Annotated in this window: 14 protein-coding genes and 1 pseudogene; 13 read left to right on the top strand and 2 right to left on the bottom strand. The window is 59.0% G+C overall.

The window, feature by feature from the left end:
• Nucleotides 1-183: 183 nt before the first annotated feature.
• A complete protein-coding gene (locus tag EH199_RS25140; RefSeq protein WP_370449731.1) occupies nt 184-612 on the bottom strand; it encodes a transposase in 429 nt (142 codons plus the stop codon).
• Nucleotides 613-871: 259 nt separating this feature from the next.
• On the opposite strand from EH199_RS25140, the gene EH199_RS23175 reads away from it, so the two are divergent.
• The 13 genes from EH199_RS23175 to EH199_RS23115 all read left to right on the top strand — a co-directional run bounded on the left by EH199_RS23175 (nt 872) and on the right by EH199_RS23115 (nt 12,480).
• Nucleotides 872-1,207 (top strand): hypothetical protein, encoded by a 336-nt coding sequence (locus tag EH199_RS23175; protein ID WP_124811415.1) that lies wholly within the window; start codon nt 872-874, stop codon nt 1,205-1,207.
• A 225-nt stretch (nt 1,208-1,432) separates the two neighbouring features.
• Complete coding sequence (locus EH199_RS24535) at nt 1,433-1,681, top strand: hypothetical protein (RefSeq protein ID WP_190287404.1); 249 nt, start codon at nt 1,433-1,435, stop codon at nt 1,679-1,681.
• 58 nt (nt 1,682-1,739) lie between these two features.
• Nucleotides 1,740-3,059 carry a type II restriction endonuclease gene (locus tag EH199_RS23165; RefSeq protein ID WP_124811418.1) on the top strand — a complete coding sequence of 440 codons (1,320 nt, stop codon included), beginning with the start codon at nt 1,740-1,742 and terminating at the stop codon, nt 3,057-3,059.
• A 90-nt stretch (nt 3,060-3,149) separates the two neighbouring features.
• Nucleotides 3,150-3,392, top strand: a complete 243-nt coding sequence (locus EH199_RS23160; protein WP_124811417.1) for a DUF2933 domain-containing protein — start codon at nt 3,150-3,152, stop codon at nt 3,390-3,392.
• Nucleotides 3,389-4,051, top strand: coding sequence for an isoprenylcysteine carboxylmethyltransferase family protein (locus tag EH199_RS23155; protein WP_124811413.1), 663 nt, complete (start codon nt 3,389-3,391; stop codon nt 4,049-4,051). Before EH199_RS23160 ends, EH199_RS23155 begins: the two co-directional genes overlap by 4 nt.
• A 24-nt stretch (nt 4,052-4,075) precedes the next feature.
• Entirely contained in the window at nt 4,076-4,390 is a 315-nt protein-coding gene (locus EH199_RS23150) for a YHS domain-containing protein (protein WP_124811412.1), read from the top strand.
• Nucleotides 4,380-4,661, top strand: coding sequence for a DUF5676 family membrane protein (locus EH199_RS23145; protein WP_072384123.1), 282 nt, complete (start codon nt 4,380-4,382; stop codon nt 4,659-4,661). Before EH199_RS23150 ends, EH199_RS23145 begins: the two co-directional genes overlap by 11 nt.
• A 141-nt stretch (nt 4,662-4,802) precedes the next feature.
• Nucleotides 4,803-7,619 (top strand): bifunctional transaldolase/phosoglucose isomerase, encoded by a 2,817-nt coding sequence (locus EH199_RS23140; RefSeq protein ID WP_124811411.1) that lies wholly within the window; start codon nt 4,803-4,805, stop codon nt 7,617-7,619.
• 4 nt (nt 7,620-7,623) lie between these two features.
• Nucleotides 7,624-8,610: a phosphogluconate dehydrogenase (NAD(+)-dependent, decarboxylating) gene (gene gnd / locus EH199_RS23135; protein ID WP_223806888.1), complete on the top strand. Its 987-nt coding sequence runs from the start codon at nt 7,624-7,626 to the stop codon at nt 8,608-8,610.
• Nucleotides 8,607-10,037: a glucose-6-phosphate dehydrogenase gene (gene zwf, locus EH199_RS23130; RefSeq protein ID WP_124811409.1), complete on the top strand. Its 1,431-nt coding sequence runs from the start codon at nt 8,607-8,609 to the stop codon at nt 10,035-10,037. The genes gnd and zwf overlap by 4 nt, the downstream gene beginning before the upstream one ends.
• The gene (locus EH199_RS23125; RefSeq protein WP_124811408.1) at nt 10,034-10,849 is read left to right on the top strand and encodes a Cof-type HAD-IIB family hydrolase; all 816 of its coding nucleotides are present in this window, start codon (nt 10,034-10,036) and stop codon (nt 10,847-10,849) included. The genes zwf and EH199_RS23125 overlap by 4 nt, the downstream gene beginning before the upstream one ends.
• A gap of 198 nt (nt 10,850-11,047) precedes the next feature.
• Entirely contained in the window at nt 11,048-11,794 is a 747-nt protein-coding gene (locus EH199_RS23120) for an HAD-IIB family hydrolase (RefSeq protein WP_072384128.1), read from the top strand.
• 38 nt (nt 11,795-11,832) lie between these two features.
• Entirely contained in the window at nt 11,833-12,480 is a 648-nt protein-coding gene (locus EH199_RS23115; RefSeq protein ID WP_148092181.1) for a hypothetical protein, read from the top strand.
• Here the strand turns inward: EH199_RS23115 and EH199_RS23110 are convergent.
• Nucleotides 12,452-12,562: pseudogene (locus tag EH199_RS23110) on the bottom strand (IS630 family transposase); the annotation flags it as partial. The gene EH199_RS23115 and the pseudogene EH199_RS23110 overlap by 29 nt on opposite strands.

Raw genomic sequence — 12,562 nt, 5'->3', positions numbered from 1 at the left:
GGACAAGTTGATCGCGATGCTCGCAACTGGATAGCGCTCGGTTATGTGGAGTCGAAAGCGCGGTGAAGACTGAAAAACCAGCCCGTCTCCGCCATCTACTCCGCATAATCATGGACGCCGCATAGTTGCGGAAATCCACCGGGCGCGTCGCGACCATCACACGCGCGCCAGCGCCAGGTCCGATCATCGTGTTGCCCTGAGGGCTTCGATCACTGCGGAAATCAAGCCAGCATCGGCACTGCGGCCGATCTTCACCGCCACCCCGTCGATCTCCAGTTCGACGGCTGCAGCTGCGGTGCGACGTCGACGGCGGAGACGCCGCGTGGGAGCAGGATCTGGCACCGCGCTGGGCTCGATTACGGCAGGCACGAACCCGACCGCTTCCGGCTCTGACAGAGGCAGGACCACGCCTTCGGCTTCAAGCCGCTTCCGTAAATCCCGCCGCCATGCGTAAACCTGCGAAGGATCGAGCCCATGCCGGCGCGCCACAGCACTCACACCCTCCCGGCCCGAATAGCACTCCGCGACAATCGAGGCCTTCACTTCGGGCGGCCAATCCCGCCGCTTGCCCGCGCCCGTAAACACCTCGAAACGCTGCGCGCCCTTGCTCACAGGATCATCACCCGAGATTATCATAGTAGCAGCGCACTCCCGGCCAATCAGGGCGCGGAAACTCGGCGCTACGCTTCAATCGCGCAAGGTGGGCACAGAACAGCGCTTACGCTAAACCCCTGCCCGGCCCTACCCGACCTGCAGGAATTCCCCCCGGAGCCGAGGCATTCGTTATCTACGTATATCGATGCCAATCTTGGTCGCGACATAGGGGGCCTGAGGCTGGCCTAACCAAGGCTGCCAAGGAAAGGACCGCTGTATGCGTAAGACAACGATGATTATTGCCGCCCTGGGGTTGCTGGCTTCCGGCACCGCTCCGGCATTAGCCGATCAAATGCCCCCTGGCATGAAGGATTTGCCCGCTCACAAACATCCTGCAAAGCCGAAGCCCAAGCACTCTGCAAGGCATCAGCACCGTTCGGCGGGCCAGACGGGCGGACATAAAATGTCCGGTGGTCACATGATGTCCGGAGGGAGCATGATGTCCGGAGGGAGTATGATGAAAGGCGGACACATGATGCAGGGGGGGCAGATGCCCATGACCGCGCCGACGACTTCGCCTGCTCCCAAGAAATCTGGCGGCGGCTGCTGCTGAATACTGCGATAACTTCGAGAAAGTAATCGCTGGCACCTCATGCTTCAAAGGTCCGCCGCCTCTACGGGTGGCGGACCTTTGTCATACCCAGATAAGCTTACATCCTTTGGGCTCGCAATCTATTGCGCCTTGCCGAGGATTTCCACGCACCGAGAATGCGATATGTTCATGGGATTCAACCCCATGCCTTTCATCTCCTGATGGTCATGCCGGGTCCCGAGACCCATGTCACTTTCCATCTTCCGGCAGCTTTCCACCTCAGCCGAGGTAGCAGGAACCGTAGCACAGGCCCCCAAAGCCATCGTAGCCATGGCTGCAATTGGAATGTATTTTTTCATAGATCAGTCCCTTCATGAACAAGGTGTTCCTCCTGCGGGCAGATCTTTATCATTTCATGATGGCGCCTATCCAAATGGTAGTCAACCGACCCGGCTGTGTGAGCCGGATAGCCTGATGCAATTATGCCACAAATGAAAGGCGGGGACCGGGAAACTCCTTGCGCTTTCGAAAGCGCAATCGCATCCCTGCAGCCATGAGCCAACTAATCGAAACGAATGATCAATCCTGCGTTCCGAATGGCTTGGTGCGCCAATTGATCCTGCAGTGGCGCGAAGATCCCGGTGCGACTTACAGGGGTTGGTTCCTCTGGGAGGAGCGCCTGAAGAACTTCCGCTCAATCCGCCGCGGCATAGCACAAGTCGTATCTGAGATCGAGCAAGGCACATTTGGCGTGACCTACCGCAACTCCTCGCTGGAAACGGTCGTTCACTCGATTGCCGAACAGCGACAGATTTTTCGGGGCGCGGATCACGCTTTCCTCTGGAAGCCCAAACTACGCATACCCGATATCTACGAAGACGCCGCGAACCAGAGAGCATTTGGTCAACTGCTCGCCAACTGCGCCTGTTGCGACACCGCTGATGCGATCATCAACCACATCCACGCAATCGACCGCAGGAAGATCAAGGGCCTGGGCCCTGCGGTGGCCAACCTGCTTTATTTTCTGCACCCAACGCTCATCCCGCCGTTCAATACAGCAATCGTGAAGGGTTATAACGCCCTAGCAAACGCAAACGTGAAGCTTGGGAGCTGGCCGCACTTCCTCGCAATGCGAAGCGGGGTCATCGAATTCAATGACCGCTATCGCGATCTGCTTTCGAACGATCTCGGCGCGATCGGCGGGTTTCTGTTTGACGTCGGTTCAGGACGCTACCCAGTGCCGCCCCAAACGACCGATGCCTCCAGCGTCACCGACTGGAATGCACGACTGCTGATTGCACGAGCCGAAGCCGAAAGCTTGAACAAGCAGTCGCTATCCAACCAGGAGAGCGACCGCACGCATACAGAGGTCCAGGCCTGGCTGCGCGATCTTGGCAAGTCCCTGGGGTTTAGCGTCTGGATAGCCGCCAATGACAGGGGGCGCCTGTACCAAAATGCGCCTTTGTCGAAGGGATGCCTGGACCAACTGCCCCCGGGCCTTGTGACTTGTCCGGGAGCAGATGCCATTCGTCTGATCGATGTCTTATGGATCGACGAGGCCAATCAGTCTGTCGCCGCCGCCTTCGAGGTCGAGCATACGACGTCGATCTATTCGGGTATCGTCCGCATGCTCGACCTGGCGCTGAATGGCGACAGCCTTCACGCTACGGCGGGCTTGTTCCTGGTCGCGCCTGACGCGCGCGAAGGCGACGTGCGAGCGCAGCTCCAGCGCCCGGCATTCAGCCGCATCGGCGATCTGGATATTGCCTACCTTCCGTACGGCGAACTTGCTCGACATCGGGATGCCATCGCGCGCTTCGGCTCGGGTCTCAAGGGGATCAAGGCTATCGCCAGCCCGCTCGGTCGGACCTGACCAAAAGCTTGTCAAAATGTGGTGTTTACGGATGGAGGGATTGAGGTCAGCGAGCCACCATGGCCACTCCTATTAAATGCGGGACGTGCCATGGATTGTTGCGGCAATGACAATAAGAGGAAAAATGCTGCGCCGAAATCAGTGCGGAATGGCCGTTGGTGGTTCGAGAAACTCGCGTTCCTGACGTTTTTTCTCGTCGGTGGATATTACCTTGTGACCGAGCATCGTGCTCACCTGTTTGGTTTTCTACCGTACGCCATATTGTTGATTTGCCCGATCATGCACTTGTTCATGCACAAAGGGCATCACCGTAGCAGTGGAGATGGGAAATGACCCACTCTGACACTCCGGCTTATGGCCTTTGGGGACTAGCATTCGTCAACGCGGCGATCTTCATTTTCTTTGCTTTCAGTTTCTTCAAGCCTGAAACCAAGCGCGATTGGCGCAGTTTTGGTGCGTTCAGCGCCTTTCTCGTAGCGCTATTTGCAGAAATGTACGGATTCCCTCTGACGATCTATATTTTGTCAGGCTGGCTGCAATCGCGCTTTCCAGGGATCGACTGGTTCTCACATGACGCCGGACACCTTCTCGAAATGATGTTCGGGTGGCGCGTAAATCCGCATTTCGGTCCATTCCATATTGCCAGCTTCGTCTTCATTGGCGGTGGTTTTATGCTGATTTCATCTGGCTGGAAGGCTCTGCATTCCGCCCAACAGCATCATGCACTGGCCACTACCGGTCTCTATGCACGGATGCGGCACCCCCAATATACAGGGTTCATCGCAGTGATGTTCGGCTTCCTGCTGCAGTGGCCGACCTTGCTAACGCTCGCAATGTTTCCAGTTCTGGTTGTTATGTATGTGCGCCTCGCCCGCCATGAAGAGCGTGATGCAATCCGCGAATTTGGCGACCAATATAGACAATACATGGAGCGCGTACCTGGGTTCGTTCCGAAGCTTGGATACAGCGACCGCAGTCTGAGCGGTCGCTAGCGCAGCAATTGAGAGGAGCGTGTCGTGGGAACTGTCGCATACCTTCTCGTCTGGGGCCTGCTCTTCATGTTCATGATGCGATTCGGCTGCGGCGCCCATGTCATGGGACACCATAGACGTCACAGAAATGACAGCGACATAAAGCATAAAGCGGCACAAACAGTCGATCCGGTATGCGGCATGACTGTTGACACAGCTAGTGCCAAGACCGCCGTGGTCGGAGGCCATGTATGGCATTTCTGCTCCGGGGCATGCCGTGACAAGTTCGAAGCCAACCCGCAGCTCTATGCGGCGTCTGGCAATATCGAGCCATCAGGAGAACCACGCCATGCCGCATGACCGCCAGCAGCCGGCTTTGATCCCGGTTGTCACCAGTGGGTTGGCACTGAGCCTGTTCTTTTCGGTGAGCTACATTTTGTGCATCTTGGGTTACCTTTTCCTGCCCGGTCTTCCGGTGCAGCATTCCGCCCTCGCCATTTTTCTGCCGGGGTTCCAGTTGCTGAGTTGGAAGACCTTTCTTCTCGGCCTTGGCGAGGCATTTGGCTGGGGTTGGTACATCGCTCTCGTCTTTGGACCGCTTTACAACTTTCTGGTCTCAAGGAGTGCGTAAAACTGGGAAGCTGGGGCAACTGTCCTGGGTCGCTATGTCTGCCAGAACGACAGACCAATACGCTCAGCTTGGTGAGAAATCAGGCGCCATTCACAATAATATGAGCGCCATTTGGGACGCCCCGAACGAGAGGAGCTACAAATGACCAGCCGCTTGAACGAGCTTCGCGAAATGGGCCAGGCAGTGTGGCTCGACTTCGTCGACCGCAAGTTCCTGGCCGATGGCGGGCTGCGCAAGCTTGTCGGCGAGGACGGCCTCACTGGCGTCACCTCCAATCCGTCGATCTTCGAAAAGGCGATGGGCCACGGCGATACCTATGATGCCGGATTTCAGTCGTTCCTCGGTAATGCCGATGCAAGCGTTCAGGATATTTACGAAAGCCAGGCTATCGCGGACATCAAGGCGGCCGCGACCGATCTGCGCGAAGTATATGACCGGCTCGACGGCAAAGACGGCTACGTCAGCCTCGAGATTTCGCCCTATGTCGCGAACGACACCGATGTCACGGCTGAGGAAGCAAGGCGCCTGTGGGCGGCTGTGAATGAGCCCAACCTGATGGTGAAGGTGCCCGGCACAAAAGCCGGCGTCCGCGCGATCGCTCCGTTGATCAGGGATGGGCTCAATATCAACGTGACCTTGCTTTTCTCGCTCAAAGCTTATCAGTTGGTTGCCGAAGCTTATCTGGATGGACTCGAGGCACGGGCAGAGGCTGGCGAACCGATTGACAGGGTGGCGAGCGTCGCCAGTTTCTTTGTTAGCCGCATCGATGCGCAAATTGACAAGGCAATCGACGAACGGGTGAAAGCCGGCGATGCCGAGAGCGACGCGTTGCTCGCCATCCGAGGAAAAGTTGCGATCGCCAACGCCAAGTTGGCTTACGTTTGGTACGAGGACATGATTGCCAGCGCTCGCTGGCAAGCCCTCGCTGCAAAAGGCGCAATGCCGCAGCGACTGCTGTGGGCTTCAACCGGGGCCAAGGATCCCGCCTACCCGGACACGCTTTATGTCGACGCGCTGATCGGCCCGGACACGATCACCACGATACCGCCCAAGACGATGGATGCCTTCCGCGACCACGGCACCATTCAACTGACCCTGACCCAGCAGCTTGACGATGCCCGTCACGTCCTCGCAGAGGCGCGACGGCTCGGCCTGGCGTTGGACGTTGTCACCACCGGCCTCGTCGAAGAAGGCGTGAGACTGTTCGCAGACGCCGCCGACGCGCTGCTTGGCGGCGTCGCGGCCAAGCGCGAGGCATATCTGGGCGACCGCCAGAACGGAATGGAAGTCACCCTTCCCGAGGGGCTCCGACAGGCGGTCGAGGCCCGTTTGGAGTCGGCGCGTGTGGACGGCTGGGTGCGCCGTCTGTGGCAGCATGATGCGACGCTGTGGACCGACCGGGGGGAAGCCAACTGGCTCGGTTGGCTCGCGGCGGCTCGGGGTCAGCAGGTCGATGGCGATGCGCTGAAGTCACTAACCACAAAGGCCAGAGGCTATAAGGACGCGGTCCTGCTCGGCATGGGTGGGTCGAGCCTCGGTCCGGAAGTGCTCTCGCTGATCCTGGGCAGCCGCCAAACCCATCCACGCTTCCACGTGCTCGACACCACGGATCCAGACCAGATTGCGGCAGTGGCGGCCGAGATAAATCCAGCAAACACCCTGTTCATCGTCTCATCCAAATCGGGCTCGACCATGGAGCCAGAGTTGTTGCGCGCCTATTTCTGGGAACTGTCGGGCAAGGATGGCAACCATTTTATCGCGGTCACTGATCCAGGTTCAAAGCTTGAGGCTTCTGCCAAGCGGGACGGTTTCACGATGATCGTCGCCGGCGACCCGGCCATTGGCGGGCGCTACTCCGTGCTATCGGCATTCGGTATGGTGCCCGCGGCCGTAATGGGGCTCGACACAAGCGCCATCTATGCGGCGACCGCGGCGATGATATCTGCATGCGGTGCCGATGTGCCTCCCACACACAACCCCGGCATGCGCCTTGGGGCGATTATCGGCGAGGCGGCATTGGCCGGGCGGGACAAGCTTACCATCCTGCCGTCGAAGGGGTTGGAGCCGTTCGGTGCCTGGCTGGAACAGCTCATAGCCGAATCCACAGGCAAGCAGGGAAAGGGTGTTGTTCCCGTCGACCTGGAGCCCGTCGGCTCACCGGAAAGCTATGCGAACGATCGGATGTTCGTCCATTTGCACCTGCAGGGCGACGACGACGCACTTGAATTGAAGCTCGAGGCACTCGTGGCCGCCGGCCAGCCGCTAGTTACGATCCACGTCGCTAGCCGTGACCTGATTGGTCAGGAATTCTTCCGGTGGGAGGTCGCGACCGCGATCGCCGGTGCGGTAATCGGCATCAACCCGTTCGACCAACCCGATGTCGAGGACGCCAAGATCGCGACGCGCGCACTGGTCGACTCGTTCGAGGCGACGGGCGCTCTCGGGCAGGAAAAACCGATCGCAGAAAATGCCGACTTTTCCGTGTATGCCTCGGATGATGACGGCCCGCGCTCTGCCGATCCAGTCGCGTTGCTACGACTGCACTTCGCTAGCCTAACACATGGTACATATGCGGGACTTCTCGCCTACATCGAGCGGAACGAGGCCAATGAAAAGGCTGTCACGACAATGCGCCAAGCGCTCCGCGATGCCAACACCGTGGCGACCGTTGCCGGGTTTGGACCCCGCTACCTCCACTCGACCGGGCAGGTCTATAAAGGCGGCCCGGCGAGCGGCTCATTCTTGGTCATCACGCGCGATTCCGATGCCGATCTAGCCATCCCCGGTCACAAAGCGAGCTTCGGGACGATCCAGCTTGCACAGGCCCGCGGTGACATGGCCGTTCTGGCCTCGCGCGGTCGGCATGTACTGCGTGTCAACTTAAAGGGGGACGGCGGCGGCATCGAAGCGTTGCGCGCAGCGGTGGTCGCTGCCGCACGCGACCATCAGGGAACCTAACTCTATGCGAATTGCAATCATTGGTCTGGGGCGGATGGGCGCCAATATCGCGCGCCGACTGATGCGCGGCGAACATGAAGTCGTGGCCTTCGACCGCAATCCCCCCCTCGTTGAAGACCTTGCCGCAGAGGGTGCGATCGCGGCCACGTCGTTGGAAGCCGCCGCCAACGCGCTGACATCACCACGCATCTTCTGGGTGATGCTCCCCGCCGGCTCGCCTACCGAGGACACGATTGAGACGCTCAAGGGCCTCGCCAGGCCGGGCGACATAATCATCGATGGCGGCAACAGTTTTTACAAGGATGACATCCGACGGGCACGTTCCCTGCGAGAGATGAACATCCATTATGTGGACGTCGGCACATCCGGCGGGGTCTGGGGACTGGAGCGCGGCTATTGCATGATGGTCGGCGGGGACAAGGCGATAGTCGATCTGCTTGACCCGATCTTCGCAGCGCTGGCGCCGGGGCTCGGAACGATCCCGCGCACCGCCAACCGTATGGAGCAAGAGGGCGAAGATCCGCGCGCCGAGCAGGGATACATCCACGCAGGGCCGGCAGGTGCAGGCCACTTCGTCAAGATGATCCATAATGGCATCGAGTACGGGCTGATGCAGGCTTACGCTGAGGGTTTCGATATTCTCAAGAGCAAAAAGTCGGACAAGCTGCCGGAGGATGAGCGCTTCGACCTCAATCTGACCGACATAGCCGAAGTGTGGCGGCGTGGCAGCGTCATCTCCTCTTGGCTGCTCGATCTGACTGCCGATGCGCTGGCGAATGACCAGATGCTCAGCCAATTTTCCGGACGAGTCGCCGACTCGGGAGAGGGTCACTGGACGATCGAGGCGGCAATGGAGGAGTCTGTCCCCGTCTACGTCCTGTCCGCTGCGCTGTTCGCCCGCTATCGCAGCCGGGTCGACCATACTTTCGGCGACCAGGTGCTATCGGCGATGCGATTCGGGTTCGGCGGGCACGTCGAAATGCCGCAATGAATAAGGCTCCGGTCTCCCCGGCAGCGACGTTCGTCATCTTCGGCGCGTTGGGTGATCTCACACGTCGACTGCTTTTCCCGGCGCTCGTCAATCTCGCGGAAGCCGGGCTTCTGGCGCCTGAGACCGAGCTGCTTGGCATTAGTCATCATGACTGTGATGACGACGGGCTGCGTCGCGCTCTCGATGACTTCCTGAAAGAGAGGCCCAGTTGGGAGAACATCCGGAGCCACGTCCATTACCGGAAGGGCGACTTCCGTGATTCAAAAACGTTCACGTCGTTGGCGGGCGAGCTCAAGGGGAACGCTGTTTTCTACCTCGCCACTGGTCCAGGCTTTTTCGGCCCCATCGTCGATGCTTTAGGTGATGCGGGTCTGCTCGACGAATCCCGGGGCTTTCGGCGGGTGGTAATCGAAAAGCCGTTTGGCACCGATCTCACTACCGCACAGGCGCTCAACCGCCAGGTCCTGGCCCGCGCCAAAGAGGACCAGATCTACCGGATCGACCATTTCCTCGGCAAGGAAACGGTCCAGAACATCATGGTAGCGCGCTTCGGCAACACCTTGCTCGAATCTGTCTGGAACAACCGTTACATCGATCACGTCCAGATCACGGCCGCAGAAGCCGTAACCATCGGCAGCCGTGGCAAGTTCTACGATGCCACCGGCGCGCTGCGTGACATGGTGCCCAACCATCTGTTTCAGCTTCTCGCCATGATCGGCATGGAGCCGCCGGTAAGTTTCGATGCTGCGGCGATCCGTACCGAGAAAGCGAAGGTCATCTCTGCTATTTGCCCGATCGACCCCCACGAGGCCATTCGCGGCCGATATGGCACCGGCGCGGTCGCGGGCGAACCAGTTTCTGCCTACCTCACGGAACTCGATGTCGATCCACTCAGCCGAACCGAGACATTCGTCGCAATGAAGGTACACGTCGAAACCTGGCGTTGGACGGGGGTCCCTTTCTACCTGCGCACGGGCAAGGCGCTGGCGGCGCGCGATACCGAGATCGTGATCCAGTTTCGGGATGTACCGCTCTCGCTGTTCAGGGAGACCGTGGTCGACCGGCTCCCGCCTAACCGGCTCGTCATCCAAATCCAGCCTGACGAGGCAATCAGCCTCGAATTCGTGGTCAAACAGCCAGGCCCCGCAGTGAACACGGCGCCGGTCAGCATGGATTTCAGCTATGCAGACCATTTTGAGCTCCAACATCAGACTGGCTACGAGACACTGCTCTATGATGTGCTGACTGGCGACCAGACGCTTTTCCAGCGGGCCGACCAGATCGAAGCCGGATGGCGCGCGGTGCAACCGCTGCTCGAAATGTGGCAGCAGGGTTCGCCCGAGGAATATCCTGCAGGCAGCGCCGGCCCCGAAAGCGCCGACGCGCTGATGCATCGCGCGCACCGGCGCTGGCACCGTCTGGGATGAGCGGGCGCATACGCCTCCTTGTGTGTGACATCGACGGTACGCTGGTCCGCGATGACAAAAGCCTGTCGGACGGCGTGATCGCCGCAGTCGAACGGGTCCGGAACGCTGGTCTTGCAATGAGCCTGATCAGCGCCCGTCCCCCAAGCGGCATGTTGTGGATCGCGAAAAGGCTGCAAATCTCCGATGTCATGGGCGCATTCAACGGAGGAACAGTCATGCGCCCCGACGGAAAGATAGTATTGGCTGAGCATATCGAGCCAAACTGTGCGGCGCGGGCGATTGCCTTATTGGACCACCCAGCGGTCACCCTGTGGTTGTTCGCCGACGGCCATTGGTTTGCCCAAACGATCGACGAGGTCTACGTCCCTCTTGAACGGCATGCCGCCAACATTGAACCAGTGCTCCGGAGCCATTTTAACGGATTGCTGGCACGGGTTGACAAGATCGTTGGAGTCAGCAGCGACCGCGAGCTTCTGGCCCGCCTCGACAAAGAAATTTCATCCGCACTTGGCGCGGCGGCAACGGTCGGCCGTTCCCAACCCTACTATCTCGACATCACGGCGCCCGGTGCCAACAAGGGCGATGGCCTTTCTGCATTGGCTGGCGCAGCTGGAGTGCCGCTCGAAGACGTCGCTGTAATCGGTGACCAACGCAACGATATGCCGATGTTTGCGCGTGCCGGCCTGTCGATCGCGATGGGGCAAGCACCGGCTGCCGTCCGCACGGCCGCAAGCCTAGTGACCCTTTCGAACGAAAAGGATGGCGTTGCCCATGCCATCGACTCGTTCATCTTGGCCAAGGTCGTAAGGTGAGCCACCGGCCGCCTCTGGTTCAATCGTCGTGCTGGGCACATTTCACGCGACCGGAGGGAGCTGAGCTCGGCCGTTCCGCGGACCATGGAACACGGAATTCGTTTGGCCCGCACCGACTGGGCTATTCCCGATGACGAGGAAAACGCCCAAGCGACCACCACTGCCCGCGTCGGGCAGGCTTCCGATAGGATTTCTCAGATGAAGCGCCTCATCGCTTTCGACCTCGACGGCACGCTTGCCGAGAGCAAACAGCCGATCAGCCAGGCGACTGCCGAGTTACTCAGTGCATTGCTCGGTGTCGCAACCGTTGCGGTGATCTCGGGAGGCGACTGGCCGCAATTTGAGACTCAGGTCGTCTCTCGCTTGCCCCGCAGCGCGGCTCTCCAGAACCTGTTCATCCTGCCGACCACTGGGACCAAGCTCTATCGTTTCGACAATGGCTGGCAGGCGATTTACGCTGACATTTTCACGCCCCATGAGCGCCGCCGTATCGGCGAAGCGATTGATGCCGCTATTGACGGAAACCAACTCCACGAGAAGCAGATTTGGGGCGATCGGGTGGAAGACCGCGGCAGCCAGATCACCTTTTCCGGGCTCGGTCAGCTCGCGCCGCTTGCGGCCAAGACGGCTTGGGATCCAGACTTCGCCAAACGCAAGCTGCTCCAGTTGTCACTTCGCCGCATGCTGCCGGATCTGTCCGTGAACATCGGCGGGTCGACCTCAATCGACATCACGCGCCAGGGCATCGACAAGGCCTACGGCATGCGCAAGCTTGCCGAACATACAGGCATTCCCTTTTCAGCCATGCTGTTCTTCGGCGATGCAATCTATCCAGGCGGCAACGATGATCCTGTCCGCGAAGCGGGAATCGACACAATTGCTGTACGCGATCCTGCCGAGACCAACACTGCTCTTCTCGCACTCATTGCTTTCACAAAGCCGTAGAGTTCGAGAATGCATCCGCGCAATCTGCGGTTAGACCCATGGAGATAAAAGGCCTTGGCGGATCAAACTCAAGTCACGTTATAATATTGGAAATTGTAACAATTTCAATCATGCGCGAGTGGAATTTCAGCAAGAACCAGCCAGGATCTGATCCTTTGGTGAACGATGGGCACACTATTATGATGAACAGACTTCGCTCGTTTCTGCTTCTGCCGCTTTTTGAAGCATTTGGGCGGCGCACTTGCGTCATGTGGGCCCAAAAGCTTGTGCATTTCAGTATTCTCGGGCGTCGCCTAGCCATCTGGAATGTGCGTAGCCACACAAATTTGTCAACACCCACGCCTCTCCTAATGCGGCAAACTCTAGTGGTCTTTCTCCTGGCCGGAAGCTCAATCAGTCCCCTGATGGCAAAAATCAGGAACGAAACGCCAGAAAATGCCAAAATCGACATGGCAGGTGTCTGGGCATTCAATGGACGCTCTGAGTGCAAGGTTGGCAACGCATGGATATTCATGTCCGACGGAAGCTACAGTGAGATTATGCTGCCCGATTTCACAGCGCAGGGTGATGGCAAATGGGTCCTGCGAGGGAACACGTTATTCTACTCATTGGCATTGCCGAAGGGATCAATTGCAGGGCCGTTAGAGCGGTTTCCATTCATTCCGGCTCATATCCGCAAGATTTGAAGTAATTGGCACATTCGGCAGGCTGGAAGATATCGACGAGCTTGCCGATCAGGTCCCACAGCCCATTGACGGTTCGCTCGCC

Origin of the sequence: Novosphingobium sp. LASN5T (assembly GCF_003856955.1) — a bacterium.
Classification (GTDB): domain Bacteria; phylum Pseudomonadota; class Alphaproteobacteria; order Sphingomonadales; family Sphingomonadaceae; genus Novosphingobium.
Note: the sequence above shows the minus strand (reverse complement) of the source record. Positions and strands in the feature narration are given on the sequence as shown.

Excerpts from the sequence above, each read along its gene's own strand:
- EH199_RS23160 (WP_124811417.1), top strand. The coding sequence starts at position 3,150 with ATGGATTGTTGCGGCAATGACAATAAGAGGAAAAATGCTGCGCCGAAA.
- EH199_RS23120 (WP_072384128.1), top strand. The coding sequence starts at position 11,048 with ATGAAGCGCCTCATCGCTTTCGACCTCGACGGCACGCTTGCCGAGAGC.
- EH199_RS24535 (WP_190287404.1), top strand. The coding sequence starts at position 1,433 with ATGTCACTTTCCATCTTCCGGCAGCTTTCCACCTCAGCCGAGGTAGCA.
- EH199_RS23125 (WP_124811408.1), top strand. The coding sequence starts at position 10,034 with ATGAGCGGGCGCATACGCCTCCTTGTGTGTGACATCGACGGTACGCTG.
- EH199_RS23145 (WP_072384123.1), top strand. The coding sequence starts at position 4,380 with ATGCCGCATGACCGCCAGCAGCCGGCTTTGATCCCGGTTGTCACCAGT.
- EH199_RS23140 (WP_124811411.1), top strand. The coding sequence starts at position 4,803 with ATGACCAGCCGCTTGAACGAGCTTCGCGAAATGGGCCAGGCAGTGTGG.
- EH199_RS23165 (WP_124811418.1), top strand. The coding sequence starts at position 1,740 with ATGAGCCAACTAATCGAAACGAATGATCAATCCTGCGTTCCGAATGGC.
- EH199_RS23175 (WP_124811415.1), top strand. The coding sequence starts at position 872 with ATGCGTAAGACAACGATGATTATTGCCGCCCTGGGGTTGCTGGCTTCC.
- zwf (WP_124811409.1), top strand. The coding sequence starts at position 8,607 with ATGAATAAGGCTCCGGTCTCCCCGGCAGCGACGTTCGTCATCTTCGGC.
- EH199_RS23155 (WP_124811413.1), top strand. The coding sequence starts at position 3,389 with ATGACCCACTCTGACACTCCGGCTTATGGCCTTTGGGGACTAGCATTC.
- EH199_RS23115 (WP_148092181.1), top strand. The coding sequence starts at position 11,833 with ATGGAGATAAAAGGCCTTGGCGGATCAAACTCAAGTCACGTTATAATA.
- gnd (WP_223806888.1), top strand. The coding sequence starts at position 7,624 with ATGCGAATTGCAATCATTGGTCTGGGGCGGATGGGCGCCAATATCGCG.